This is a genomic window from Micromonospora sp. WMMD712, assembly GCF_029581295.1.
In the GTDB taxonomy this organism is placed as follows: domain Bacteria; phylum Actinomycetota; class Actinomycetes; order Mycobacteriales; family Micromonosporaceae; genus Micromonospora; species Micromonospora carbonacea.
Window position 1 is genome coordinate 2,931,719 of the sequence record NZ_CP120743.1, and the last position, 24,400, is coordinate 2,956,118.

Annotated in this window: 25 protein-coding genes; 8 read left to right on the top strand and 17 right to left on the bottom strand. The window is 75.1% G+C overall.

The window, feature by feature from the left end:
• Positions 1 to 275: 275 nt before the first annotated feature.
• The gene (locus O7633_RS12315) at positions 276 to 830 is read right to left on the bottom strand and encodes a hypothetical protein (protein ID WP_074477624.1); all 555 of its coding nucleotides are present in this window, start codon (positions 828 to 830) and stop codon (positions 276 to 278) included.
• 109 nt (positions 831 to 939) lie between these two features.
• Between O7633_RS12315 and O7633_RS12320 the strand changes: the two genes are divergently transcribed.
• Together O7633_RS12320 and O7633_RS12325 are read left to right on the top strand one after the other, a co-directional pair.
• Positions 940 to 2,172: a GNAT family N-acetyltransferase gene (locus O7633_RS12320; protein WP_282327923.1), complete on the top strand. Its 1,233-nt coding sequence runs from the start codon at positions 940 to 942 to the stop codon at positions 2,170 to 2,172.
• 169 nt (positions 2,173 to 2,341) lie between these two features.
• Positions 2,342 to 2,665, top strand: a complete 324-nt coding sequence (locus tag O7633_RS12325; RefSeq protein WP_278128836.1) for a hypothetical protein — start codon at positions 2,342 to 2,344, stop codon at positions 2,663 to 2,665.
• Between the two features lie 33 nt (positions 2,666 to 2,698).
• On the opposite strand, the gene O7633_RS12330 is transcribed toward O7633_RS12325, so the two are convergent.
• From O7633_RS12330 to O7633_RS12340, 3 genes are all read right to left on the bottom strand, one after another.
• The gene (locus O7633_RS12330) at positions 2,699 to 3,166 is read right to left on the bottom strand and encodes a ribose-5-phosphate isomerase (RefSeq protein ID WP_282327924.1); all 468 of its coding nucleotides are present in this window, start codon (positions 3,164 to 3,166) and stop codon (positions 2,699 to 2,701) included.
• Positions 3,167 to 3,245: 79 nt separating this feature from the next.
• The gene (locus tag O7633_RS12335) at positions 3,246 to 4,445 is read right to left on the bottom strand and encodes a DUF1015 family protein (protein ID WP_074477617.1); all 1,200 of its coding nucleotides are present in this window, start codon (positions 4,443 to 4,445) and stop codon (positions 3,246 to 3,248) included.
• 164 nt (positions 4,446 to 4,609) lie between these two features.
• A complete protein-coding gene (locus O7633_RS12340) occupies positions 4,610 to 5,233 on the bottom strand; it encodes a disulfide bond formation protein DsbA (protein WP_282327925.1) in 624 nt (207 codons plus the stop codon).
• Between the two features lie 222 nt (positions 5,234 to 5,455).
• Here O7633_RS12340 and pepN point away from each other — a divergent pair, with 222 nt between their 5' ends.
• Together pepN and O7633_RS12350 are read left to right on the top strand one after the other, a co-directional pair.
• Positions 5,456 to 8,011: an aminopeptidase N gene (gene pepN, locus O7633_RS12345; protein WP_282327926.1), complete on the top strand. Its 2,556-nt coding sequence runs from the start codon at positions 5,456 to 5,458 to the stop codon at positions 8,009 to 8,011.
• A gap of 90 nt (positions 8,012 to 8,101) precedes the next feature.
• On the top strand, positions 8,102 to 8,665 hold the full coding sequence (locus O7633_RS12350) for a Uma2 family endonuclease (protein ID WP_178066144.1): 564 nt from the start codon (positions 8,102 to 8,104) through the stop codon (positions 8,663 to 8,665).
• A 195-nt stretch (positions 8,666 to 8,860) separates the two neighbouring features.
• Here the strand turns inward: O7633_RS12350 and O7633_RS12355 are convergent, their stop codons facing one another.
• The 12 genes from O7633_RS12355 to O7633_RS12410 all read right to left on the bottom strand — a co-directional run bounded on the left by O7633_RS12355 (position 8,861) and on the right by O7633_RS12410 (position 20,064).
• Entirely contained in the window at positions 8,861 to 9,268 is a 408-nt protein-coding gene (locus O7633_RS12355) for a DUF5130 family protein (protein ID WP_043966300.1), read from the bottom strand.
• Positions 9,255 to 9,539 carry a hypothetical protein gene (locus O7633_RS12360; protein WP_278136229.1) on the bottom strand — a complete coding sequence of 95 codons (285 nt, stop codon included), beginning with the start codon at positions 9,537 to 9,539 and terminating at the stop codon, positions 9,255 to 9,257. Before O7633_RS12360 ends, O7633_RS12355 begins: the two co-directional genes overlap by 14 nt.
• 73 nt (positions 9,540 to 9,612) lie before the next feature.
• Positions 9,613 to 11,076, bottom strand: a complete 1,464-nt coding sequence (locus O7633_RS12365; protein ID WP_282327927.1) for an amidase — start codon at positions 11,074 to 11,076, stop codon at positions 9,613 to 9,615.
• A gap of 54 nt (positions 11,077 to 11,130) precedes the next feature.
• Positions 11,131 to 12,249: an amidohydrolase family protein gene (locus O7633_RS12370; protein WP_282327928.1), complete on the bottom strand. Its 1,119-nt coding sequence runs from the start codon at positions 12,247 to 12,249 to the stop codon at positions 11,131 to 11,133.
• A complete protein-coding gene (locus O7633_RS12375) occupies positions 12,249 to 12,773 on the bottom strand; it encodes a 3-hydroxyanthranilate 3,4-dioxygenase (RefSeq protein WP_282327929.1) in 525 nt (174 codons plus the stop codon). Before O7633_RS12375 ends, O7633_RS12370 begins: the two co-directional genes overlap by 1 nt.
• A 56-nt stretch (positions 12,774 to 12,829) precedes the next feature.
• Positions 12,830 to 13,258, bottom strand: a complete 429-nt coding sequence (locus O7633_RS12380) for a RidA family protein (RefSeq protein ID WP_282327930.1) — start codon at positions 13,256 to 13,258, stop codon at positions 12,830 to 12,832.
• Positions 13,259 to 13,403: 145 nt separating this feature from the next.
• The gene (locus O7633_RS12385) at positions 13,404 to 14,177 is read right to left on the bottom strand and encodes a fumarylacetoacetate hydrolase family protein (RefSeq protein WP_282327931.1); all 774 of its coding nucleotides are present in this window, start codon (positions 14,175 to 14,177) and stop codon (positions 13,404 to 13,406) included.
• On the bottom strand, positions 14,174 to 14,968 hold the full coding sequence (locus O7633_RS12390; protein WP_282327932.1) for a fumarylacetoacetate hydrolase family protein: 795 nt from the start codon (positions 14,966 to 14,968) through the stop codon (positions 14,174 to 14,176). The genes O7633_RS12385 and O7633_RS12390 overlap by 4 nt, the downstream gene beginning before the upstream one ends.
• Complete coding sequence (locus tag O7633_RS12395) at positions 14,965 to 16,446, bottom strand: 2-hydroxymuconic semialdehyde dehydrogenase (protein ID WP_282328539.1); 1,482 nt, start codon at positions 16,444 to 16,446, stop codon at positions 14,965 to 14,967. Before O7633_RS12395 ends, O7633_RS12390 begins: the two co-directional genes overlap by 4 nt.
• Before the next feature lie 23 nt (positions 16,447 to 16,469).
• The gene (locus O7633_RS12400) at positions 16,470 to 17,807 is read right to left on the bottom strand and encodes an NAD(P)/FAD-dependent oxidoreductase (protein WP_282327933.1); all 1,338 of its coding nucleotides are present in this window, start codon (positions 17,805 to 17,807) and stop codon (positions 16,470 to 16,472) included.
• Positions 17,804 to 19,084 carry a kynureninase gene (kynU, locus tag O7633_RS12405; RefSeq protein ID WP_178066150.1) on the bottom strand — a complete coding sequence of 427 codons (1,281 nt, stop codon included), beginning with the start codon at positions 19,082 to 19,084 and terminating at the stop codon, positions 17,804 to 17,806. The genes O7633_RS12400 and kynU overlap by 4 nt, the downstream gene beginning before the upstream one ends.
• Before the next feature lie 14 nt (positions 19,085 to 19,098).
• Positions 19,099 to 20,064 (bottom strand): tryptophan 2,3-dioxygenase family protein, encoded by a 966-nt coding sequence (locus O7633_RS12410; protein WP_282327934.1) that lies wholly within the window; start codon positions 20,062 to 20,064, stop codon positions 19,099 to 19,101.
• A 145-nt stretch (positions 20,065 to 20,209) separates the two neighbouring features.
• Between O7633_RS12410 and O7633_RS12415 the strand changes: the two genes are divergently transcribed.
• From O7633_RS12415 to O7633_RS12425, 3 genes are all read left to right on the top strand, one after another.
• A complete protein-coding gene (locus O7633_RS12415; RefSeq protein WP_043966285.1) occupies positions 20,210 to 20,644 on the top strand; it encodes an Lrp/AsnC family transcriptional regulator in 435 nt (144 codons plus the stop codon).
• A 342-nt stretch (positions 20,645 to 20,986) separates the two neighbouring features.
• Positions 20,987 to 21,463 (top strand): hypothetical protein, encoded by a 477-nt coding sequence (locus O7633_RS12420; protein ID WP_282328540.1) that lies wholly within the window; start codon positions 20,987 to 20,989, stop codon positions 21,461 to 21,463.
• A gap of 12 nt (positions 21,464 to 21,475) precedes the next feature.
• On the top strand, positions 21,476 to 22,366 hold the full coding sequence (locus O7633_RS12425; RefSeq protein WP_282327935.1) for a class F sortase: 891 nt from the start codon (positions 21,476 to 21,478) through the stop codon (positions 22,364 to 22,366).
• A gap of 55 nt (positions 22,367 to 22,421) precedes the next feature.
• On the opposite strand, the gene O7633_RS12430 is transcribed toward O7633_RS12425, so the two are convergent.
• Positions 22,422 to 22,964, bottom strand: coding sequence for an HNH endonuclease (locus O7633_RS12430; protein WP_074477598.1), 543 nt, complete (start codon positions 22,962 to 22,964; stop codon positions 22,422 to 22,424).
• A gap of 263 nt (positions 22,965 to 23,227) precedes the next feature.
• Here O7633_RS12430 and O7633_RS12435 point away from each other — a divergent pair, with 263 nt between their 5' ends.
• Entirely contained in the window at positions 23,228 to 24,319 is a 1,092-nt protein-coding gene (locus tag O7633_RS12435) for a mechanosensitive ion channel family protein (RefSeq protein WP_278128865.1), read from the top strand.
• Positions 24,320 to 24,400: the final 81 nt, after the last annotated feature.

The window sequence follows — 24,400 nt, forward strand, 5'->3', positions numbered from 1 at the left end:
GGCCATGATCGCCGGGGGCGGCGGGTGGGGACGACGGCCGGCCGGCTCCGCTGCGCCGGACGTACCCCCCGGGTCGCCGAACGGCGCTGCGCCCGGTCGCCGGGCCCGGGCCGGACGGCCGGCCGGTCCGCGCAGCCCGGTCCCGCCGGGGCGGATGAAGGCCCGCCGGGCGGGTAAGCGGCGTCGGCCTGGTGAGGAACGGCCCGCGTCGCGCGGGCCGCGACGGCGACGCCCGGGCGGTCCGGCCTCCCGCCGACCGCCCGGGCGCGGCGGGCTCAGTTGCCGGTGACCCAGTTCCAGGCGGAGACCACCCACTCGGTCTGCTGGAGGTAGGCGACCCCCAGGCCGACCAGGAAGACGGCCGTCACCAGGTGGGCGCCGCGCGCGCTGCGCCGGACCCGGCCGAGCTGGCGTTCCAGGACCACCCGGCCGAGCAGCCGGGACAGCCCGAACAGGCCCGCGGCGACCAGCAGGCTCAGCAGGAAGGTGAGCACCGGCGCGCCCAGGTTGCCCCGCCCGGAGATGGCCCAGATGCCCCAGCAGACGAAGGCGAACAGGGCGCCCGCGGCGCTCCACTCGCCGCCGACCCGGAGCTGGTTGAGGTGCCAGCTCAGCGGCCGGCGGGGCGCCGACACGTCGGACCACTGCCCGTCGTGACCGCCGTGGCCCCCGTGCTCGACGGTCGGGAACTGCTCCGTGCGCGGCGGGCGGCGCTGGCCGACGGACGCCACGCCCCGGCGGAAGGCGTCGGGCTGCGGCGGCACCCCGACACCCGGCTGCGGCGGCACCTCGACCGTGCGCTCCGCCCACGGCTGTGTCTGGTCTGCCATCTCGTGTCCTCCCCCTGACCGATGCCGGCGTCGCCGGTCCGTCATCTCCGAGGGTAACCAGCCGGCAAACCCGCTCGCCCGGGCGTGCGCCGTGGGATAGACACGGGCGATGACCGATACTGCGCTACCGATCACCGTCGGCCGGGCCGGCGGCTTCGACGACTTGGCCCGCCTGTTCGAGATCGCGTTCCACACCACCCTCCCCGCCGAGACGCGCGAGGCCGAGCGAAGCATCTGGGAGCCGCAGCGCAGCCTGCTGGTCTTCGACGGCGCGGACCTCGTCGCGTCCGCCGGGGCGTACACCCGGGAACTGACCGTGCCGGGGGCGGTCGTCCCCGCCGCCCACGTGACCATGGTCGCGGTGCTGCCCACCCACCGCCGCCGCGGTCTGCTCACCCGGCTCATGCGCCGGCAGCTGCGCGAGGTCCGCGACGCCGGCCGGGAGCCGGTGGCCGTGCTGTGGGCCAGCGAGGGCCGGATCTACCCCCGCTTCGGCTACGGCCTCGCCGCCCAGCAGCTCGCCGTCGAGTGCGCCACCACCGAGCTGCGGCTGCCCGCCCCGACCGCCGCCGAGGGCCGGCTGTGCCTGGACCGCCCGGCCGCGCGGCAGGCCGAGCTGGCCCGGGTGTACGACCGGCAGCGCGCCGACCGCCCCGGCTGGTCCGACCGGGACGACCGGTGGTGGCGGTACGTGCTCGGCGACCCGGCCGACCAGCGCGACGGAGCGACGGAGCGGCGGGTGCTGCTGCACGAGGCCCCGGACGGCGAGGTCGACGGGTACGCGCTGTGGCGCTCCCGGCTCAGCCAGGACGCCGCCGGCGCGTGCGGGGTGACCGTCGTCGACGAGGTGGTGGCCGAGAACGCGACGGCCCGCCTGGCGCTGTGGCGGCTGCTGCTCTCGCTCGACCTGACCCGCCGGCTGTCCTACCGGGGGCCGGTGGACGATCCGCTGCTGCGCCTGGTCAACGAGCCGCGGCGGCTGGAGCCCCGGGTGTCCGACGCGCTGTGGGTGCGGGTGGTGGACGTGCCCGCCGCCCTCACCGCCCGCCGGTACGCCGCCGCCGTCGACGTGGTGGTCGAGGTGACCGACGAGCTGCTGCCGGAGAACTCGGGGCGCTGGCGGCTGACCGGGGGCCCGGACGGGGCCCGCTGCGCGCCCGCCGACGCGCCGGCCGACCTGGCCTGCGACGTGCGGGCGCTCGGCGAGCTGTACCTGGGCGGGGTGGGGATCACCACGCTCGCCGACGCCGGACGGGTCGCCGAGCTGCGCCCCGGCGCCCTCGCCGCCGCCGGCCCGGCCTTCTCCTGGCACCGGGCACCGTCGGGGATGGGCGTCTTCTGACACCCGGGTCGCGTCGGGCCGGCCCGGCCGGCCCGGCCGGGGCGGCGGGCCGATCCGGTTGATCCGGCCGGGGGCGGCGGGCCGATCCGGTTGGTCCGGCCGGGGCGGCGGGCCGATCGACCGGCCTCGCCGGGGGCGCGGGGGCGGTCCCGGGCGGTACGGTCGACGGATGGGTGACGCGGAGCGACGGCGACGCCGGTCGAGGCACCACACCGACGGCGAGGCCCTCGCGGCCACGGCGGGGACGCAGGACGTGGCGGCCGACCCGCCGCGCCGGCGGCCCGCCCCCGGCGGCGACGACCGGGACGGCGGCGACCGGGGCCTGCGCGGCCTGGTCGGCCCCGGCTCCTCGCAGGTGGGGCCCCGGGCGGCGATGCGGGCCCGGGACGCCGCCCGACCGACCGAGGCGGACCTGGCCGAGGCGGAGCAACGGGTGGTCGTCGTCCGGCGCAACTGGGTGCCCCGCGAGGACCTGCCCCGCTCCGGCCGCTGAGCTGCGCGGGGCGGGGCGGGTCCTCGCGCCGGGTCAGGGCAGCTCGGGCAGCTCGCGGCTCTGCTCGTACGCGGCGACCTGCTCGATCCGCCGGGCGTGCCGGGGGTTGCCGGAGAACGACGTGGTGAGGAACGCCTCGACGATGGCGGTCGCCTCGTCCAGGGTGTGCTGGCGGGCGCCGACGGCCACGAGGTTCGCGTCGTTGTGCTCCCGGCCGAGCTGGGCCGTGTCGATGTTCCAGGCCAGCGCCGCCCGGACGCCGGCGACCTTGTTGGCGGCGATCTGCTCGCCGTTGCCCGAACCGCCGATGACGACCCCGAGACTGCCCGGGTCGGCGACCACCCGGGTGCCCGTGTGCAGGCAGAACGCCGGGTAGTCGTCGTCCGGGTCGAAGACGTGCGGCCCGACGTCGACCACCTCGTACCCCTGCTTGGCGAGGTGGCTGGCCAGGTGCACCTTCAGCTCGAAACCGGCATGGTCGGATCCCAGATAGACGCGCATACCGCGCAGTCTGTCAGGCCGGCTCACGCGCCGACGAGCGGGCGGCGGCGCGGAGCCGGTTGCGTCACAGAATCCCAGGTCAGCGGGGCAGCTCGGCCACCACGAGGCCGCCGCGGGCCTTCGGGGTGAACCAGGTGCTCTTGCGCGGCATCTTCTCCCGGGCCAGGTTCACCGCGACGAAGTCGTCGACGGTCACCGGGGCGATCAGCACGGCCAGCTCGGCCCGGCCCGCCTCGACCTCGCCGGTCAGCCAGCTCGCCGGGTAGTCGCCGCCGACGTACGTGATCCGCTTGTCGCCGGGGTCGAGGCCGAGCGCGTCGCGCAGCAGCACCCGCTCGACCAGGGCGTGGTCGAGGTTCTCCAGCCGGCCGCCGTCGACGTGCGGCAGGCGCACCGCGTACCCCTGGTCGGGGAGCCGGAGCGCGACGGTGCCGCCGGCCGTCGGGACCTCGACCGGGCCGTCGAGCGGCTCGACCTCGGCCCCGGCGGCGCGGAGCCGGTCGAGCAGCTCGGCCGGGGTGACGGTCAGCTCGCTGACGAGCCGGTTGTAGGGCTGGATGGCGACCGACGCGGGGGTGGTCACCACGGCCAGGAAGCGGGGCAGGCCGCCGGTCTGGGCGGCGAGGCTGCGGTGGTTGCCGTCGGCGACCACCAGCTCGCCGCCGCCGGCGAGCGCGGTCAGCGCGTCCTGCTCCGGGCCGGGGCCGAGCAGCCACACGGCGTGCGTGCGGCCGGCCTGGTCGGTGTCGGTCGCGGCGGGCGCGCCGGCCGTCTCGGTCGCCGCCGCGAGCGCGGCGTGCAGCTCGTCGCCCCGGCCGGTCTGGAGCAGGAGCACGGGCGAGAGCAGGTGCCCGAGCGCCTCGGCGAGCGCGACCCGCTCCCGGACCTTGGCGATGAAGACGTCCTCGTTGCGGATGACCAGGCCGGGCTCGTCGGCGCTGGTGGAGATCTGGTCGGTGTCGACCATGGCGAACAGCCCGTACGCGGTCTCCTCGCCCGGCGCGCTGATCCGGTAGAGGACGACGACCTGCTCGGCCGGGGTGTAGCTGCCGTCGGCCTTCGCCTCGGCGAGCCGGGTCACCGCGTCGGGCAGCGCGTCGAGGAACGACCTGCCCAGGCTCTCCGGGGCCCGGTGGGGCATCTCGATGCCGAGGGCACTGTGCGGGTTCGCCTCGATGATCGCGGTGATCTCCGCGTCGTCGGCGAACTCGTCGTAGTTCTGCGCGCCGGTGCCGCCAGTGGTGATCCAGGCCCGGGCGATCGGATGCACGACCGTCATGTCCGCTGACGCTACCGCCGTGGGGTTACGCCACCGGCCGCACCCCACCCGAGTCCACCAACTGAGCGGGGCCCCGCCCGGGGCGCGCGCCGGCCGGCGCGCGCCCCGGGCGGGGGTGAGAGGGGAACCCTTCTCTACCGCAGGCGTTAAGAAGGGGCCCTTCCTTACTCGAAGCTCGGGCCGACCTCGCGGGAGCGCTTCAGCTCGTAGAAGCCGGGCGTGCCGGCGACCAGCAGGACGCCGTCCCAGAGCCGGCCGGCGGCCTCCCCCTTCGGGCGCGGGGTGACCACCGGGCCGAAGAACGCCACCGGGGAGCCGTCGGGACCCGGCGCGTGGATCACCGGGGTGCCGACGTCCTGGCCGACCGGCCGCATGCCCGCCTCGTGGCTGGCCCGCAGCGCCTCGTCGTGGTCGGTGGAGTCGGCGGCGGCGGCCAGCTCCGGGCCCAGCCCGGCGTCGGCGAGCGCGGCCACGTACAGGTCGCGGCCCAGCTCCTCCTTGCCGAGGTGGATGCGGGTGCCCAGCGCCGTGTAGAGGGCGCGGACGGCGTCGGGGCCGTGCTGCTGCTGCACCGCGACGCACACCCGCACCGGGCCCCAACCGGCCTTCATGAGCTCCTGGTACTGCTCGGGCACCTCCCGGCCCTCGTTGAGCACCGACAGGCTCATCACGTGGAAACGGATGTCCACGTCGCGGACCTGTTCCACCTCCAGCAGCCAGCGGGAGGTCACCCACGCCCAGGGGCAGATGGGGTCGAACCACATGTCGACGGCGACACGCTCGGTCACGTGAGGTTCCCTTCGCGACGGGAGGGCCGAAAGCCGGCGCCTCGTCCCTCGATCCTCACCCCACGGCGCATCGACCGGTAGCGGAATGAGAGCGTGAGCTCGACCACCGCGAGGTGCCCTCGCATGGAAGACTCGGATCGGAACCGGTCGCCACGAGCGAGCGGTGGGCTGGCGCCGCGGCGGCGCACGGCGAGAGTGGGATGGAGACGAACAGTGCCGGGAGTGCGCAACCTGACCCAGGTGGAGGCCACCGAGCGGGCCCGCCTGCTTGAGGTGACCGGGTACGACATCAGTCTGGACCTGTCGACCGCCGTGCAGGCGGCCGACGGACGCACCTTCCGGTCGGTGACCGAGGTCCGGTTCCGTTGCGCCGAGCCGGGTGCGGCCACCTTCATCGAGGCCGCCGCCGAGTCGCTCCGGTCGGCCACCCTCAACGGCGCCCCGCTCGACCTGTCGGGCTGGTCGGCGGAGAAGGGGCTGGCGCTGCCCGGCCTGGCCGCCGAGAACACCCTCGTGGTGGACGCCGACTTCGCGTACTCCAACAGCGGGCAGGGGCTGCACCGCACGGTCGACCCGGTCGACGGGGAGACCTACCTCTACAGCCAGTTCGAGACGGCCGACGCGCAGAAGGTGTTCGCCTGCTTCGACCAGCCCGACCTCAAGAGCGTCTACACCTGGCACGCCACCGTCCCGGAGCACTGGCGGGTGGTGTCCAACATGCCGGTGGCCCGCGAGGAGCCGGCCGGCGAGGGGCTCAAGGCGGTCCACTTCGCGGAGTCGGCCCGGATGAGCACCTACATCACCGCGCTCTGCGCCGGCCCGTACCACGAGGTGCGCGACAGCCACGACGGCATCGACCTGGGGGTCTACTGCCGGGCGTCGATGGCGCAGCACCTCGACGCCGACGACCTTTTCCTGATCACCAAGCAGGGCTTCGACTTCTTCCACGAGCAGTTCGGGGTGCGCTACCCGCTGCCCAAGTACGACCAGCTCTGGGTGCCCGACTTCAACGCCGGGGCGATGGAGAACTTCGGCTGCGTCACGCACGCCGAGTCGCACTACATCTTCCGCTCGCAGGTCACCGACTTCGAGTACGAGCAGCGGGCCAACACGATCCTGCACGAGCTGGCGCACATGTGGTTCGGTGACCTGGTCACCATGCGCTGGTGGAACGACCTGTGGCTCAACGAGTCGTTCGCCGAGTGGGCCAGCCACTGGTGCAACGCCCACGCCACCCGCTTCACCGACGCGTGGACGACGTTCCTGTCGATCCGCAAGAACTGGGGCTACCGGCAGGACCAGCTCTCCTCCACCCACCCGGTCTACTGCGAGATGCCGGACCTGGAGGCCGTCGAGGTCAACTTCGACGGCATCACGTACGCCAAGGGCGCGAGCGTGCTCAAGCAGCTCGTCGCGTACGTCGGCGAGGAGCCGTTCCTGGCCGGGCTGCGCGCCTACTTCGGCAAGCACGCCTGGGGCAACGCCACCTTCGACGACCTGCTGTCGGAGCTGGAGGCGGCCTCCGGCCGGGAGCTGCGCAAGTTCGCCGCCCAGTGGCTGGAGACCGCGCAGGTCAACACGCTGCGTCCCGAGGTGACGATCGGCGCGGACGGCAGCTACGAGCGGGTCGTGGTGCGGCAGGAGGCCCCGTCGGGGCACCCGACGCTGCGCACGCACCGCATCGGCGTGGGCCTGTACGACCTGACCGACGGCCGGCTGGTGCGCCGCGACCGGATCGAGGTCGACGTGACCGGCGAGTCGACCGAGCTGACCGACCTGGCCGGGGTGCGGGCCGCCGACGTGCTGCTGCTCAACGACGACGACCTGACGTACGCGAAGCTGCGCCTGGACGAGCGGTCGATGGCCACGGTGGTGCAGCACATCGCCGGGTTCGAGTCGTCGCTGTCGCGGGCCCTGTGCTGGATGGCGGCGTGGGACATGGTCCGCGACGCGGAGCTGTCGGCCCGCGACTACCTGGCGCTGGTGCTGGCCGGGTTGCCCGCCGAGACCGACATCAACCTGGTCACCGCCACCCTGCGGCAGTCCGTGGTCACCACCCTCAACCTGTACGCCGACCCGGCGTGGGCCCCGACCGGCTGGGCGGAGCTGGCCCGGGCCGCCAAGGCGACGCTGGCCACCGCCGAGCCGGGCAGCGGGCTCCAGCTCGCCTGGGCGCGCACCTACGTGCAGGCGTCCCGCTCGGCGGAGGACCTGGCCACCGTCCGGGGCTGGCTGGGCGGGGTGGACGTGCCCCCCGGCCTGGCCATCGACACCGAGCTGCGCTGGGTGATCCTCCAGTCGCTGATCAGCAAGGGCGTCGGCGGGCCGGCCGAGATCGAGGCGGAGCTGGCCGGCGACCGCACCGCCAGCGGCGAGCGGGAGGCCGCGTACGCGCACGCGCTGGTGCCGACGCCGGAGAACAAGGCGGCGGTCTGGGCGCAGCTCACCGGCCCCGACGCGCTGCCGAACTGGCGCAACCGGGCGCTGTTGCAGGGCTTCGCCCCGGCCGTGCAGGCGGAGCTGGTCGCGCCGTACCGGGAGCGGTACTTCGAGGTGGTGGACCAGGTCTGGGCGCAGCGCGACAGCGAGCCGGCGCAGGAGTTCGTGCAGCTCGCGTACCCGACGCAGCAGGTCTCCGAGGACACGGTGGCCGCCACGGACGCGTGGCTGGCCGCCGCCGGCGACAAGCCGGCGTCGCTGCGGCGGCTGGTGGCCGAGGGCCGCGACGCCGTCGTGCGCGCCCTGAAGGCCCGGGAGCGCGACGCCCGCAGCGCCTGACCCCACGTGGTACGCGGCCCGGGGCCGGCGGTGGACGCGAGTCCACCGCCGGCCCCGGGGCGTTTAGTGTGGCGTGAGGAGGTGGACGCGATGGCACAGCCGACGTACGGATGGCAGCCGCCGGGGCGCGGCTGGCGCGAGGAGGACCTGCGCGACCTGCCCGAGAACGGAAACCGCTACGAGATCATCGACGGGAGCCTGCACGTGACCCCACCGGCCGGACCGGACCACCACGAGCTGGCCGACGACATCCGGATGGCGCTGCGCCAGGCCGCGGCGCCGGGCTGGCGGGTCATCCGCGAGATCGGTGTGCGGGTGCCGGGCGGTAACCTGATCCCCGACGTCACGGTGCTGCGGCCGACCGCTCCGCGGGAACGGATGTGGGCCGAGCCCGTGGATGTGGCGCTCGTCGTCGAGGTCGAGTCACCCAGCAGCCGCCGGCACGACCGGTTCACGAAGCCGGCCCTCTACGCCGAGGCCGGCATCCCGGCCTACTGGCGGGTGGAGCGGGGCGACTTCGGGCCGGTCGTGTACCGCTACGAGCTGGCCAAGGACGACCACTACCGCCTGCTCGGCACCGTGGGCCCCGACGACCCCGTGCAGGTCGCCGAGCCCTGGCCGATGACGCTCGACCCGGGGCGCTGGCCCCGCTGACGGCACCGCCCGGCCCGCCGAACCAGCACGCCCCGCGGAACGCACGGACGCCCGGACCGCTGTCGCGGACCGGGCGTCGCCGTCGTGTGCGGTGCTGCCCGTCGTGGGCTGCTGCTCGCCGTGCGGTGGTGCTCGCCGTGCGGCTGGTGAGAAGGGTGCCCTTCTCGACCGTATGCGTTAGGAAGGGGCCCTTCCTTACGCCCGGCCGGCGTGGCTGGCGAGCTGGTCGAGGCCGCTGATGATGCCGCCGGCCAGGTCGCCGCCGCCGAAGGCCGCCACCATGGAGAGCGCGGCGAGCTTCGCGTAGGTGTCGGGGATGCGCTTGCGGGCCTGCCGCCCGGTGACGATCTCCAGCTGGCGCTGGTTGGGCGACACCGCGATCAGCACCGACCGGTCGGGGTCGGCGAGCTGGCGGTGCAGCCGCTGGGCGTGCGCGCGGATCGGCTCGTCGAGCCCGCCGACGTAGACCGAGAAGACCAGCCCGGTCCCCTGGTCGGCCAGGCGGAGCGCCTCGTCGATGCGCAGCAGCTGGCGGGTCGAGAACGGCCCGTCCAGCACCTCGGGCGGGGTGCCCGCCTCGGCCTGCTTCTCACCAACGGTCACTTGCGCCTCCGGTTCCACCGGCCGGCGCCTCGACGCCGGCCCGGTCAAGCTTGTGGCTGGTCAGCGCCGGCGCCTGCGCGCCCGCCGCCAGCGCGGTGCCGGCCGAGTCGGCCAGCTGCTCCGGACGGCCCAGGAACCAGACCGGAGTGAAGTCGAAGGGTCGACCCGGCCGGTAGCGCTTGGCACCGCCACCGGAGGAACGGCCGCCGGCGAACGCCAGCGCGGTGATCACCAGCACCACGGCCGCCGGGATGCCGACGAAGACCAGCAACGTCTCGGTAACAGACAATCCCAACGCCCCCAGGCGGAAAGAGAGACCAGGAACTTCCGGGTCGGTTGGACGATCATGACATCGGCTCGCCGACTCCGCTCGTATTCACGTTAGCGGAGCCCACGGCCCGCCAGACTGCGGGGTGGCGATCCCACCCGCCACTGGCGTGCTCAAGCTGCGCGGCGACGCCGATCAGGGTCGCGTCGGCGCCGTAGCGGCCGGTGAGCAGAACCCCGACGGGCAGCCCCCCGGCCGTGCGCCCCAGCGGCAGCGACACGGACGGTTGCCCCGTGACGTTGAACACGGCGCAGTACGGCGAGAACCGCCGTTGCCTGTCGAAGTCGCGCTCGGGGTCGCCGTCGGCGGTGAACCAGCCCACCTCGGCCTGCGGCGCTGCGAGGGTCGGGCAGAGCAGCAGGTCGCAGCCGGCGGTGCGGTGGGCGGCCCGCCGCGCCTGCGCCTGGAGCTCACCGAGGGTGCTCGTCAGGGTGCCGGCGGAGATCTCCGCGCCACGGGAACGCAGGAGCCGGGTCAGCGGCAGCAGGCGGCTCTCCCGCTCGGGCGGGACGGGGGCGAGCGCCAGGACATACCACACGATCTCGAACAGCGGCCACACCTCGGGGCCGAACGGCGCGGGGACGTCCACCACCTCGTGCCCGGCCTCGGCGAGCAGCGCGGCGGCGGTGTCGACGGCGGCCACGCAGTCGGGGTGGACGGGCTCGTCGGCGAGCATCGGGGCGGTGAACCGGCCGACCCGCAGCCGGCCGGGCGCGGCGCCGCGGGCCGCGCCGAGGTAGCCGCCGTCGGGCGCGGGCGGCGGCAGGTAGGGCTCGCCGGGCACCGGCACCGCCATGACGTCGAGCAGCGCGGCGACGTCGGCGACGGTGCGCCCCAGCGGCCCGTTGATCGGCAGCCCGAACGCGCCGAAGCCCACCGGCCCGCCGGGGACCGTGCCCCGGCTCGGCTTGTGGCCGACGAGGCCGCACAGCGAGGCGGGGATGCGCAGCGAGCCGCCGCCGTCGGAGCCCTGGGCGACGGGGACCAGCCCGGCCGCGACGGCCGCCGCCGCGCCGCCGGAGGACCCGCCGGCCGTGTAGGCCAGGTCCCACGGGTTGCGGGCCGGCGGCGCGACCAGGCCCTCGGAGTAGAGCGAGCAGCCCAGCTCGCTGGTGGTGGTCTTGCCGAGGCTGACCAGCCCGGCGGCGCGGATCAGCCGGACGACGTCGGCGTCGACCGGGGGCACCAGGTCGGCGAAGGCCGCCGAGCCGAACGTGGTGCGCACCCCGGCGGTGAGCGTCAGGTCCTTGATCGCGGTGGGCACGCCGTGCAGCGGGCCGCGCCCCTGCGCCGGGGCGGCGTCGGCCGCCCGCGCCGCCTGGCGGGCCGCCTCGCCGGTGACGGTGACGAACGCGCCGACGGTGTCGCCGAGCGCGTCGACCCGGGCCAGGTGGTGCTCGACCAGGTCCGCGCTGGAGCACTCGCCGCGCGCGATCGCGGCGCCCTGCTCCAGGGCGGTCAGGTCGTGCAGCTCGGCCACCCCGTCATCCTGCCCGACCCCGCCCCGCCCCGCCGCCCGACACGACCGAGCAGGTCAGGACCGCGGCGTCTTGTCGTCCTCCAGCAGGCCCGTCCAGTCGCGGTCGATCGACAGCAGCTCCTGGATGGCGAACCGCCGTTCGAGGCCGAGGAAGCGCAGGGCGTTGGTGGAGAGGAGCTTGGCGCGCTGCCCGACGGTGAGGAAGTCGGCCTCGCGGACCACCCGCCCCGCCGGCCGCTCCCCCAGCGGGTACGGGTAGTCGCTGCCGACCAGCACCCGGTCCTCCCCCATCGTGTCGACGAGCAGCCGCAGCGCCGCCGGGGCGAACACCACCGAGTCGACGCAGAACCGGTCGACGTACGCGCTGGGCGGGGCGGCCGACGCGCCCCGGACCAGGTCGCCCCGGCGGTGCCAGGCGTTGTCGGCGCGGCCCAGCCAGAACGGGAAGCTGCCGCCGCCGTGGGCGAAGCAGATCCGCAGCGTCTCCGGCACCCGGTCGAACACCCCGCCGAGGATCATCGCCAGCACCGACAGGTGCGTCTCGGCGGGCATCCCGGTCAACCAGCGGGCCATCCACCGGTCGAGCCGGGGACCGTCCGGCATGTCCCACGGGTGCACGAAGACGGGCGCGCCGACGTGCGCGCAGTGCTGGAGGAAGGTGACCACGCCCGCGTCGTCGAGGTCGCGGTCGCCGACGTGGTTGCCGATCTCCACCCCGACGTGCCCGGCCGCGAGGCAGCGGTCCAGCTCGGCGCAGGCCGCGTCCGGGTCCTGCAACGGCACCTGGCAGAACGGCACGAGCCGGTCGCCGCCGCCGGCCGTGACCTCCAGGGTCAGGTCGTTGAAGATCCGGGCGACCTTCGCCGCCTGGCCGGCGGGCCGGTCGTAGCCGAAGAAGACCGGCGTCGGCGACACCACCTGCACGTCGACCCCGTCGGCGGCCATGTCGGCCAGCCGGGTCGGCGCGTCCCAGCACTCCGCCCCGACCGGCCGGAACTCCGTCTCCCCCACCATGATCATGGCGGCCCGCTCGGAGTCGACCCGCAGCCAGGGCCAGCCGGACCCGCCGCACGCCGCGCCGAGGTCCGGCCACCCCTTCGGTACGACGTGCGTGTGCACGTCCACGACGGGCCGCTCCGCCGCAGGCTGCCGCGCCACGGGGCCGGCTGTCATCAGCCCTTGCCCGGGTGCAGCGCGCCGCACTCGCCGCAGGTGCGGGCGGCCTCGTCGGCGTAGAACGCGCCGAACACCGGGGGCAGGTCGGCGGCGATGTCGCGGACCTGCAACTCGACCTCGTGCACCTTCGCCCCGCACTGCGGGCAGTACCACTGGAACTTCTCCAGCGTGCCCTCCTCGCGGACCCGCTCGACGACCACGCCGATCGAGCCGGGCTCGGGGCGCTGCGGCGAGTGCGGGGTGTCGCGCGGCAGCATCCACATCTGCCCCTCACGCACGTGCACCGTACGCGGCCCCTCGGGCGTCATCAGGTTGACGTGCATGTTGCCCTTGACCTGGTAGAAGAACTCCTCGTACGGGTCGACGTGGAAGTCGGTGCGCTGGTTGGGCCCGCCCACGACCATCACGATGAAGTCGTCGCCGCCGGGGAACATCTCCTTGTTGCCCACGGGCGGCTTCAGCAGGTGCTGGTTCTCGGCGATCCAGCAGGGGAAGCTGAACGGCTCGACGATCTCACTCACGACTGACCTCCCGAAGTCACGACTGACCTTCCGAACTCACGGCCGACCTTCCGGACTCACGACCGACCGTCCGGCGGAAGAAGTGCCACGGCCTGCATCTCGATCAGCAGGTGCGGGTGCGGAAGCTGGTGCACGGCCACCGTGGTCCGGGTCGGCCCGTCCGCGTCGAAGAACTCGGCCCACACCTCGTTGTAGCCCCCGAAGTCGTTCATGTTGACCAGGTAGGAGGTGACCTGCACCAGGTCGGCCAGGTCCGCGCCGACCGAGCGCAGCAGGTCCCGCAGGTTGCCGACGACCGCCCGGGTCTGCTCCCGGATGTCCAGGTCGGTGGTGCCGAACTCGTCCACGGCGACCCCGGCGAACGTGTTGTCGGGCCGCCGCGACGACGTACCGGAGACGAAGACGAACCCACCCGCCACCTTGACGTGCGGAAACGCCCCCCGCGGCACGGCCTTCCCCGCGACGACCCGCCCTGACCCACTCACCAGGAACCACCTCCCCGCACCGCGACGCCCGCGACGACCCTGACCACGAAGGGGTGCCGGGCAGCCCGACCCGCGGAGGGATCAAGCCTGACCGCCCGGAGCGGGTCGGGCTGCCCGGCACCCCCCACCTCCACCACCACCGCGATCACGACGCGGCCCGCAGCGACGCGACGCCGAGCTTCTCCACGACGGCCCGCACGTGCGCGCCCGGCCGCAGCGGCACGGCGGCCGTGGCGGCCCCGGCGAGGAACACCCAGCCGGAGCGCAGCCGCACCCCGTGCCGGCCGGCGAGGCGCAGCCCCTCGTCCAGGGCCCGGCGCGGGTCGCCGAGGATCGCCGCGGTCGAGCCGACCTGCGCGATGCGCCCGTCGACCTCCAGCAGCACGCCGAGGTTGTCCAGCCCCTCGGGCACCGGCGACCACGGCCCGATCACGAACGCCCCCGCCGAGGTGTTGTCGGCGATCACGTCCGGCAGGGAGAAGGCGAAGTTCGCGTACCGGGAGTCGATCAGCTCGATCGCCGGGGCCACGGCGCGCACCGCGTCGGCGAACGACCCGACGGGCTCGCCCGGCTCGGGCACCCGGTCCAGCAGGAACGCCACCTCCGGCTCGACCCGGGGGTGGATGAAGTCGGCCACGTCGACCGTGCCGCCGTCGGGCACCCGCATCACGTCGGTGAGCCGCCCCCAGATCACCTCGTCGACGCCGACCTGGGCCATCTTCGCGCGGCTGGTCAGCCCCATCTTCAGCCCGACGAGGCGTTCGCCCCGGTCGAGCCGGCGCTGCACGAGGGCGGTCTGCACCGCGTACGCGCCGTCGACGTCGAGGCCGGTCTCGGCGGCGAGCTGGCCGATGGCGGTGGCCGTGTCGGCCGCCTCGCCCAGCCTCGCGGCGATGCCGGCGGTGTCCACCCCGATCATGACTTCTCCTCGCTGAAGCAGGTCCGCACCGAGCCGAGCCCGGAGATCCGCGCCTCGTACGCCGCGCCGGGCGTCACCGGCACCATCGGCCCGAGTGCCCCGGAGAGCACCACGTCGCCGGCGCGCAGCGGGTCGCCGGCGCGGGCGAGGGTGCCGGCGAGCCAGCCGAGGGCGTGCAGCGGGTTGCCGAGGCACGCCGCGCCCGCGCCGACCGAGACGGGCTCCCCCGCGTGCTCCAGCACCATCCCGCACAGCCGCAGGTCCACGTCGGCGAGCCGGCGCGGCGCGGTGCCGAGCACGAACAGCCCGCTGGAGGCGTTGTCGGCGACGGTGTCGACGATGGAGATGTCCCAGCCGGCGACCCGCGAGTCGACGATCTCGATGGCCGGCAGCACGTGGTCGACGGCCCGCAGCAGGTCGACGGTGGTGGGCCGCCCGACGGTGAGGTCCGCGCCGAGCACGAAGGCGATCTCCGCCTCCACCCGGGGCTGGAGCAGCCGCCCGATCGGCACCTCGTCGCCGTCGGCGACGGCCATCGCGTCGGTCAGCACCCCGAAGTCGGGCTCGTACACGCCGAGGCTGTCCTGCACGGCCCGGGAGGTCAGGCCGATCTTCGCACCGACCCGGCGTTCGCCCCGGCCGTGCCAGGCCCGCGCCTGGCGCTGCTGCACGAGGTACGCCGACGCGACGTCCCCCTCGGGCAGCAGCCGGCCGCGCAGCGGCGGGCAGGGTTCGCCGCTGGACCGGGCCTCGGTCAGCTCCCGGGCGGCGGCTTCGATGTCGACGGTCATGTGAGGTCCACGCAGACGTTGGTGAGTTCGGAGTAGAAGTCGAGGGAGTGCACGCCGCCCTCGCGGCCGATGCCGGACGCCTTCACCCCGCCGAACGGGGTGCGCAGGTCCCGCAGGAACCAGGTGTTGACCCAGACGATGCCGGCGTCGAGCCGGGCCCCGGCCCGGTGCGCCCGGCCCACGTCCCGGGTCCACACGGTCGCCGCGAGGCCGTACTCGGTGCCGTTGGCCAGCGCGTACGCCTCCTCCTCGGCGTCGAACGGGGCGACGTGCACCACCGGGCCGAAGATCTCCTCGCGGTTGGTGCGGGCGTCGGGGCCGAGGCCGGTGAGCACGGTGGGCCGCACGTACGCGCCACCGTCGCGGGCGTCGCCGAAGGCGGGCGTGCCGCCGCCGGCCCGGAACTCGGCCCCCTCGGCGCGGGCGAGGTCGTGGTAGCCGAGCACCTTGTCCCGGTGCTGGTGGGAGATCAGCGGCATGTTGACGGTGGCCTCGTCGGCGGGCCACCCGTACGCGAGCGCGTCGGCCGCCTTCGCCAGCCGCCCGACGAACTCGTCGAAGACGGGCCGCTGCACGTAGATCCGCTCGGTGCACAGGCACACCTGGCCGCCGTTGGTGAAGCTGGACCGCACCGACCCGGCGACGGCGGCGTCGAGGTCGGCGTCGGCGAAGACCAGGCCGGCGTTCTTGCCGCCCAGCTCGAACGAGACGGCCTTCACCCCGTCGGCGGCGGCCCGCATGATCGCCCCGCCGGTGGCGGACTCGCCGGTGAACGTGATCGCGTCGACGCCGGGGTGGCGGGTGAGGAACTCGCCGGCCGAGTCGGGGCCGAAGCCGTGCACCAGGTTGAACACCCCGTCGGGCACCCCGGCGGCGGCCAGCGCCTCGGCGAGCAGGGTCGCCGAGGCGGGGGTCTCCTCGCTGGGCTTGACCACCACGGCGTTGCCGCAGGCCAGCGCCGGGGCGACCTTCCAGGTGAGCAGCAGCAGCGGCAGGTTCCACGGCACGATCACGGCGACGACGCCGACGGGCTTGCGCACGGCGTAGTTCAACGCCCGCCCGCCGGTGGGGGTGACGGTGGTGAACGACTCCGTCGGTGCGGTCGCCACGATCTCGGCGAACGCCCGGAAGTTGGCCGCGGCCCGGGGCACGTCCAGCGTGCGGGCCTGGCTGATGGACTTGCCGGTGTCGGCGACCTCGGCGGTGACCAGGTCGGCGAAGCGGCGTTCCAGCTCGTCGGCGACGCGGCGCAGCACCTCGGCGCGGTCCCGCTCCCCCGTCCGGCCCCACGGCCCGCGCAGCGCCGCCCGGGCGGCGGCCACCGCGTCGTCGACCGTCGACCGGTCGGCCTCGACCACCTCGAAGACCGGCTCCCCGGTGACGGGGCTGTGCTTGGTGAACCGCCGGCCCGCGGCGACGAACTCCCCGCCGACGAAGTGCCGCAGCAGCGGCGGCCCGCCGGCCGCCCGCCCGGCCATCAGGCCCGGATCCCAGGTCACGCTCACCGCTGCCGCCCCCTGCTCCACGCCGCGCCGACCGCGCCGGCCAGCAGCGCCGCCGTGCCGGCGGCCACCGCCCCGAGCGCCGTCTGCTGGCGGCGCACCCGCCGCCGCACCCGCGCGTACGGGGTGGTGGAGAAGGACACCAGCTCGTACTGGGAGACGTACCTCCCGGGCAGGGCCCGTTCCAGCGCGTGGTCGAGGCGGCGGCGGGCCCGGAAGACCGGGGAGGCGACCTTGTCGCGCATCTCCACGAAGTTGGCCAGGGCCATCCGGGCGATCGCCTCGGCGTCGTCCTGCCGCCGCGCCTGGAACAGCGGCAGCGCCGCCGCCCAGTCGTCGGCGCACTCGTCGAGGCAGCGGTCCAGCGCCACCACGTCCTCGAACGCGCAGTTCGCGCCCTGGCCGTAGAACGGGACGATGGCGTGCGCGGCGTCGCCGAGCAGCCCGACCCGCCCGCCCGCCTGCCACGGGGTGCAGCGGACGGTGCCGAGCACCCCGACCGGGTTGTGCTGGTAGTCGTCGACCAGGTTGGGGGCCAGCGGCAGCAGGTCCGGGTAGTGGGTGGCGAAGTGCCGTTCGATCGCCGCCGGGCTGGTCAGCGAGGCGAAGCTCGCCGTGCCGTGGGTGGGCCAGAACAGCGTGCAGGTGAACGAGCGGTCGGGGTTGGGCAGGGCGATCATCATCGACGTGCCGCGCGGCCAGATGTGCAGGGCCGCCGGGTCGAGGGCGAACTCCCCGCCCAGCGGGGGGAGGGTCAGCTCCTTGTAGCCGTAGTCGAGGAAGTCGAGGCTCTCCTGGAGCACCCCGTACGCGAGGAGTTGCCCGCGCACGGCGGAGCCGGCCCCGTCGGCGCCGAGGACGACCGGCGCGGCGGCCGTGGTCTTGCCCTGCGGGGTCTCGAAGGTCATCTCGCCGGTGGCCGGGTCGAGGCCGACGAGCCGGTGGTCGAAGGCGGCCCGCACCCCGGGCAGCGCGGTGGCGGCGGTGAGCAGGGCGTTGTTGAGCGCGCCCCGGCTGATCGAGTTGATCGCCCGGTCCCCGGCGGCGCTGTAGGACTGGAACGCCGGCTCCCACGTCACGGGGTGGATCATGCGCCCGCGCATCGGCAGCGCGTCGGCCAGCACCTGCTCGGCCAGCCCGATCCGGCGCAGCGCGTCGAGCCCGCGCTCGGACAGCGCCAGGTTGATCGAGCGGCCCCGCTCGACGCGGCCGGCGCGCGGGTCCGGCCGCCGCTCGTAGAGCGCCACCCGGTAGCCGCGCCGGGCCAGGAAGCAGGCCAGCAGGCAGCCGGCCAGCCCGGCCCCGACGACGGCGATCTCGTCCCGTTCGGGGTTCATGGGGTCACCTCCGCGACCGTCGCGGCCAGCGCGTCGGCGACCCGCCAGCAGTCGTGGTACGTCGAGTAGAGCGGCACCGGGGCGAACCGGACGACGTCCGGCTCCCGGGCGTCGGCGATCACCCCGTGCTCGTGGCGCAGCCGCTTGGTCAGCTCGCCCGCGCTGCCCGCGCCGACGCGCACCGAGAGCTGACAGCCCCGGCGGGCCGGGTCGCGCGGCGTCACCACGGTCAGCGGGCGGGTCGCGGTGACGTCGTCGAGCAGCCGCTCCAGGTAGCCGGTGAGCCGCACGCTGCGCTCCCGCAGCGCCGGCATGCCGACCGAGTCGAACAGCTCCAGCGAGGTGCGCACCGGGCCCATGGCGAGGATCGGCGGGTTGGACACCTGCCACGCCTCCACGGTCGCCGGGGGCCGGGAGGTGGGGGCCATCTCGAACCGGGTGGCCGCCTCGGTGCTCCACCAGCCCTCGAAGCGGGGCAGGTCGGCCCGACCGAGGTGCCGCTCGTGGACGAAGACGCCGGCCAGCGCGCCCGGGCCGGAGTTGAGGTACTTGTAGGAGCACCAGGCGGCGAAGTCGACGCCCCAGTCGTGCAGCGCGAGCGGCACGTTGCCCGCCGCGTGCGCGAGGTCCCAGCCGACGACCGCGCCGGCGGCCCGCCCGGCGGCGGTGATCGCCGGGATGTCCAGCAGCTCGCCGGTGAGGTAGTTGACCCCGCCGAGCAGCACCAGCGCGATCGTGTCGCCCTCGGCGGCGAGCAGGTCGGTCACGTCGGCGGTGCGCAGGGCGTCCTCGCCGGGGCGCGGGCGCAGCCGCAGCACGGCGGCGTCGGGGTCGAGGCCGTGGAAGCGGGCCTGGCTGCGCACCGCGTAGCTGTCCGACGGGAAGGCGGAGTCCTCGATCACGATCCGGGTGCGCCGCCCCGCCGGCCGGTAGAAGCTGACCATCAGCAGGTGCAGGTTGACGGTGAGGGAGTTCATCACCACGGCCTCCGTGGGCCGCGCGCCGACCAGTCGCGCGACGGGCCCGGTCAACAGCTCGTGGTACGGCAGCCAGGGCCGGTCGGCCTCCAGGTGCCCCTCGACGCCGAGCCGGCCCCACGCGTCCAGGTCGGCCAGCAGCTCGGCGCGGGTGGCCCGGGGTTGCAGGCCCAGCGAGTTGCCGGCCAGGTACGCGGCCTCCGGGTAGCGCCCGCCGTCGGCCGGCGGCACGTGGAACAGGTGCCGGTGCCCGGGGTCGGCCTTGTCGAGGCGGTGCGCCCCGCTCTCCGCGACGGTCATCGTGTCCTTCCCGCTCACATCGCCGTCCGGGCCGACCACAGCTCGGGGAAGACCACCCGGGCCATGCTGCGCTGCAACCAGGCCAGCCCGGCGGAGCCGCCGCTGCCGACCTTCGCGCCCATGGTGCGCTGCACCGCCTTGACGTGGTTCCACCGCCAGTCGCCGAACTGCTCGGCCACCTCGGCCAGCGCCTCGCCGAGCAGCCGCAGCTCGTCGCCCGGCCCGCCCGCGCCGCTCCCCTCGCCGGCCGCCTCCCCGCCGCCGGTCGCCACCTCGTCGGCTGCTTCCTCGTCGTCGTAGATCGCCACCCACGCGGCCTCCACCGCCGGGTGCGGCCGGTGCTCCTCGGCGACGTCGCGCCCCAGCACCTCCGCCGGCACGGCGAAGCCGCGGCGGGCCAGCAGGGCGACCACGTCGTCCCACAGGCTCGGGGCGGCGAGCGTGGCGCGCAGCTCGGCGTGCACCTCGGCCTGCCGACGGAACGGCCGGATCAGGGCCGCGTCGCGCAGGCCCAGCGTGAACTCCAGGTGCCGGTACATCGCCGACTGGAAGCCGGAGCCCTCGCCGAGCAGGTTGCGAAACCGGTTGAAGTCGGCCGGGGTCATCCAGCGCAGCCCCTTCCAGGCCGCGTTGAGGCCCTCCAGGTGCAGCGCCGCGCGACGCAGCGGGGCCAGGGCGGCGCGCACCCGGTCGGCGCGCAGGCAGCGCTGGGCCTCGCGCAGCTCGTGACGGGTCAGCCCGAAGTAGAGCTCCATGATCTGACTGACCATCAGGAAGGACATCTCGCCCGGGTCGTCGCTCAGCGGCTGCTGCAACCGGTGCAGGGTGCTGGCGTGCACGTACGCGTCGTAGGGCACCCGGTCGGCGAAGTCCAGGGTCGGTTCGCCGCCGTTACGGGCCGCCCGGGCCGCCCGCTGCCGCGGGGTCGCCGGACGGACCACCGTGGCCGGTGCGGGCACCCGCAGGTCCGTCTGCTCCACCTGTCGTCTCCTCCATGAGCCGGGTAGCGTCATGGTGCCCCGGTCGACGGGCCGAACGGAATGCCGATTCGACGGCGCTGCCGCCCTTCGACCTGCGAAGCCGAAGCCGAAACCCCCATCCACCTTTCGGAGAGGAAGGCGACCCGTGGACGACATGGACTGGGCGCTGCTGCGGGAACTCCAGGCCGACGCCCGGCTCTCCTACAGCGAGCTGTCCCGCCGGGTGCACCTGTCGCCGCCGGCCGTGGCCGAACGGGTCCGCCGGCTGGAGGAGTCGGGGGTGATCACCGGCTACCACGCGCACGTCGACCTGGCCCGCGCCGGCCGCACGGTGGTCGCCCTGATCCGGATGTCCTGCTACGGGTCGCGGTGCATCCTCAACGACCCGGACGTGCCGGGTTGGCCGGAGATCATGGAGATCCACCGGATCACCGGAGACGCGTGCAGCGTGCTGCGGGTGGCGGCCGGCTCGATCGGGGACTTCGAGCGGGTGATCGACCGGCTCGCCCCGTACGGCCAGCCGTCGAGCACGATGGTCCTCTCCACCCCCCTCGCCTGGCACCCCGTCACCCGCCTGTAAGGAAGGGCACCTTGTTAACGCTTTCTGCATAGGAAGGGCCCCCTCCTAACACCCTGCCGAGCACCCAGCCGAGCCGGCGCGCGGACCGGCGCCGGCGGGTTTGCCCCCACCTCAGGGGGAATGCAGGGCGGACTTGTCCCGGGGAGGATTCCGGTGCCTCGGCGCCGGGAGGGGGGAACGATGCGGGGGCTCACCACGTCACACCGTGCCCGGCCGGCCATGTGCGCCGCGCCGGCAGCCAGGATGCGTCCGGCAACGCCGCCCACGCCGGCCCCGGCCCGGCCGGCCGGGCACGCCGCGCGGACCACAGGCGTCGGGCTGGGCGTACGGGCCGCGCTGACCGTGCTCGGCGTGCTCGGGGCGTTCGTCCTGCTCGCCGGCGCGCCGGCCCGGGCCGGGGAGAACACCTTCGTCGAGGTCACCCCGAACAGCGCGCCGGCCGGCACCCGCGTCGACATCCGGGCGAGCTGCGACAACGACAACAACCGGCAGGCCGACGTGCAGTCAGACGCGTTCGGGCGGGTCGTGCTCCGGCCGAACAACGGCTTCCTCACCGGGGCGGTCACCGTGCCCGGCACCAAGCAGGCCGGCGACTACCCGGTCGAGCTGCGCTGCGCCAACGGCGGCACCGCGACCACCACCCTCACCGTCCTGAACATGACGCAGCCGAGCAAGGGCCCGAACACCGGCGCCGGGGGCACGGCCGGCGAGGGCCGGGGCACGGGCTCGCTGCTGCTGGTCGGCGGCCTGGTGGCGGCGGCCGTCGCGGCCGGGCTCGGCGCGTTCGGCTCCCGCCGGCAGACCGGGACGCGGTCCTGACCGGGAGCCGTCATGGCCCGACGTACCCGCGCCGCCGCCACGACCCGACGCGAGCGCGACCGGCGGGACCGCGCCCGGCGGACGCGGCGCAGGCCGGTCCGGGCGGCGGCCCGGCTGGTGGCCCGGGGCTACGGCCGGTTCGCCCGGGTGGCCCGGCAGGCCTTCTCGGCCAGCGTGACCACCGTGGGACCGCCCGGCCGCGCCGCCGTGCCGCCCGGCCGCGCCGGGCCCGTCGGCGCGGCGGCCCGATCCGGTACGGCCGCCCGGCGGTGGCAGCGGGCGGTCCGCCGGGGCCCGGGGTTCCCGGTGCTGTTCGTCGCCGCCCTGATGGTGCTGATCGTGGCGATGCTGGGCGTCGAACGGGTGACGGGGCAGAGTCTCCTGCCGGACCGCTTCATCGCCGGCCTGCGGCCCCCGCCGAAGAAGTTCCCGGTGCTGGCGGCCAGCCGGCCGGTCGGCATCACGAGCGCGCCGATCGGCCTCGACGCCCCGGTGCACGACGTGGGCATCGCCGCGGACGGCAGCATCGGGGTGCCCGACGCCGACCGCGCCCAGGAGGCCGGCTGGTACGACCAGGGCCCGACCCCCGGCCAGTACGGCCCGGCGGTGATCGTCGGCCACGTCGACACCCGCACCGGTCCGGCGGTCTTCCACGAGCTGAAGGAGCTGCGCTCCGGCGACCGGGTCGAGGTGCGCCGGGCCGACCGCTCCGTGGCGATCTTCGAGGTCGACGAGGTGCGGCGTTACGCCAAGGCCCGGCTGCCGGTGGACGAGGTCTACGGCGACTTCAGCCGCCCGGGGCTGCGCCTGATCACCTGCGGCGGCGCGTGGGTCGGCGGCGAGACGGGGTACGCCGACAACGTGGTGGTGTACGCGTCGCTGGTGAAGGCCCGCACCGGGTGACGGGCACCGCGCGGGTGCGCGGGCGCGGGCGTGCGGGCGCGGGCGTGCGGGTGGCTCAGGCCGCCGCCTCGGTCTCGGCCTCGCGCAGGTCGAGCCAGTCCGCCCAGCGCGGGTCGGGGGCCCGGTGCCCGAGCACCCGCCACGCGGTCCCCTTCGGCACGGCGGGCGGGGCGTGCAGCCGCCAGCCCAGCTCGGCCGGGGTCTTGTCGCCCTTGGTGTGGTTGCACCGGGCGCAGGCGGCCACCACGTTCTCCCAGGCGTGCCGGCCGCCCCGGCTGCGCGGGAAGACGTGGTCGATGGTCTCGGCAGGGCCCCGGCAGTAGGCGCAGCGCCAGCCGTCCCGGGCGAAGATCGCCCGCCGGGAGAGCCCGACGTGGGCGCGGTAGGGCACCCGCACGAACCGGGTGAGCCGGACCACGGAGGGCACCGGGAGCGCGTCGCGGGCGCTGTGCAGGATCCCCTCGCCGTCGGCGACGCAGACGGCCTTCGCGGAGAGCACGAGAATGGCGGCGCGACGCACCGACACGACACACAGCGGCTCGTAGGTGGCGTTGAGAACCAGCGCGCCAGAGCCCACCGCGGGTCGTATGTCAGGCATCGAGCTCACCCTCCCGGTCCAGCTGCTCCCGCCGCTGGCCCGCCGGGCCGACCCGCGCAGGGCGGAACGACGCCGGCGTCGGCGGGATCACCGACGTCCGTTGCGCCAATCGTCCCTGATAAGGCCCCGGATTGCACGTACTAATCCGGGGTCCCTCCTCGAAGCATTCGGCGGTTGTGTCAGGATGACCGGTTCCGCACGGTCCGCCCGGGGGCACGCGCCCCGCCGCCGGCCGGTCGCGGGCGGTGGGGTACGAAAGCAGGGTGAGCGCCCGCAGCCTGTTTCTCGCCACCCTCTCCGACGTCGTGGCCGTCACCGCGCCCGCCACCGCGGCCCCCGGGGCGTCCCCGGGCCCGTCGCCGAGCGCGGACTGTCAGGGCAGCACCTCCTGCGAGTGGCTGTACGAGACGAGCGGCTCGGCCTGGTTCGCGGAGGGCAGCTACTGGATCCTGCTCAAGCCGCTGCGGGTGCTGCTGATCCTCGCGCTGGCCTTCCTCGCCCGGTGGGCGCTGCACCGGATGATCAAGCGGCTGGTCCGGACCACCGCCGACGGGGTGCCCACGCTGCTGCGTCCGCTGCGCGAGCGGGTGCCGACCGCCGCCCACGAGCCCGGCGAGTTCATCCCCGAGCGGCGGCGGCAGCGGGCCGAGGCGATCGGCTCGGTGCTGCGCAGCATGGTCACGGCGTTCGTCTTCGGCATCGCGCTGCTGATGATCCTGCGGGAGTTCAGCTTCGACCTGGCGCCGCTGCTGGCCAGCGCGGGCATCGCCGGCGTGGCGCTCGGCTTCGGCGCGCAGAGCCTGGTCAAGGACCTGATCGCCGGCCTGTTCATGCTGGTCGAGGACCAGTACGGCGTGGGCGACACGGTGGACCTGGGCGAGGCGACGGGCGTGGTGGAGTCGGTCGGCCTGCGGGTCACCACCGTCCGCGACGGCCGGGGCGTGCTCTGGTACATCCGCAACGGCGAGATCGTCCGGGTGGGCAACAAGAGCCAGGGGTGGGCGCTGGTCGTGGTGGACCTACCGATCGGGTTCGCCGGCACCGAGGAGGCGACGGCGGTGCTGCGCACGGCCGCCGCGTCGGTGGCCCTGGACCCGGACCTGGCCCCGGAGATCGTGGAGCAGCCCGACGTGCTGGGCGTCGAGCAGATGACGGTGGACGGCGCGGTGATCCGCACGGTGGTGAAGACCACCGCGGACGGGCAGTTCGCGGTGGGCCGGGAGTTGCGCCGGCGGCTCGCCGAGGCGCTGGAGAACTCGGGCATCACCGCCAGGATCGCCGCCGCCCGCCTCTATCCGGGCGTCCCGCTGCGGGCCCCGGACGACACGGCGACCGGCCAGGGCGGGGCCACCTGAGCGGGCCCACCGCCCCCGATCCGGCTCCGCCGCCACCGCCGCGGGCGGGCCACCACCCGCCAGAGCCACCGAGAAACGTCG

Excerpts from the sequence above, each read along its gene's own strand:
- O7633_RS12330 (WP_282327924.1), bottom strand. The coding sequence starts at position 3,166 with ATGCGCGTCTATCTGGGATCCGACCATGCCGGTTTCGAGCTGAAGGTG.
- O7633_RS12335 (WP_074477617.1), bottom strand. The coding sequence starts at position 4,445 with ATGACGGTCGTGCATCCGATCGCCCGGGCCTGGATCACCACTGGCGGC.
- O7633_RS12385 (WP_282327931.1), bottom strand. The coding sequence starts at position 14,177 with ATGATCGGGGTGGACACCGCCGGCATCGCCGCGAGGCTGGGCGAGGCG.
- O7633_RS12425 (WP_282327935.1), top strand. The coding sequence starts at position 21,476 with ATGGCCCGACGTACCCGCGCCGCCGCCACGACCCGACGCGAGCGCGAC.
- O7633_RS12325 (WP_278128836.1), top strand. The coding sequence starts at position 2,342 with ATGGGTGACGCGGAGCGACGGCGACGCCGGTCGAGGCACCACACCGAC.
- O7633_RS12395 (WP_282328539.1), bottom strand. The coding sequence starts at position 16,446 with ATGGCCGGGCGGGCGGCCGGCGGGCCGCCGCTGCTGCGGCACTTCGTC.
- O7633_RS12350 (WP_178066144.1), top strand. The coding sequence starts at position 8,102 with ATGGCACAGCCGACGTACGGATGGCAGCCGCCGGGGCGCGGCTGGCGC.
- O7633_RS12430 (WP_074477598.1), bottom strand. The coding sequence starts at position 22,964 with ATGCCTGACATACGACCCGCGGTGGGCTCTGGCGCGCTGGTTCTCAAC.
- O7633_RS12400 (WP_282327933.1), bottom strand. The coding sequence starts at position 17,807 with ATGAACCCCGAACGGGACGAGATCGCCGTCGTCGGGGCCGGGCTGGCC.
- O7633_RS12390 (WP_282327932.1), bottom strand. The coding sequence starts at position 14,968 with ATGACCGTCGACATCGAAGCCGCCGCCCGGGAGCTGACCGAGGCCCGG.
- kynU (WP_178066150.1), bottom strand. The coding sequence starts at position 19,084 with ATGACCGTCGCGGAGAGCGGGGCGCACCGCCTCGACAAGGCCGACCCC.
- O7633_RS12370 (WP_282327928.1), bottom strand. The coding sequence starts at position 12,249 with ATGACAGCCGGCCCCGTGGCGCGGCAGCCTGCGGCGGAGCGGCCCGTC.
- O7633_RS12315 (WP_074477624.1), bottom strand. The coding sequence starts at position 830 with ATGGCAGACCAGACACAGCCGTGGGCGGAGCGCACGGTCGAGGTGCCG.
- O7633_RS12320 (WP_282327923.1), top strand. The coding sequence starts at position 940 with ATGACCGATACTGCGCTACCGATCACCGTCGGCCGGGCCGGCGGCTTC.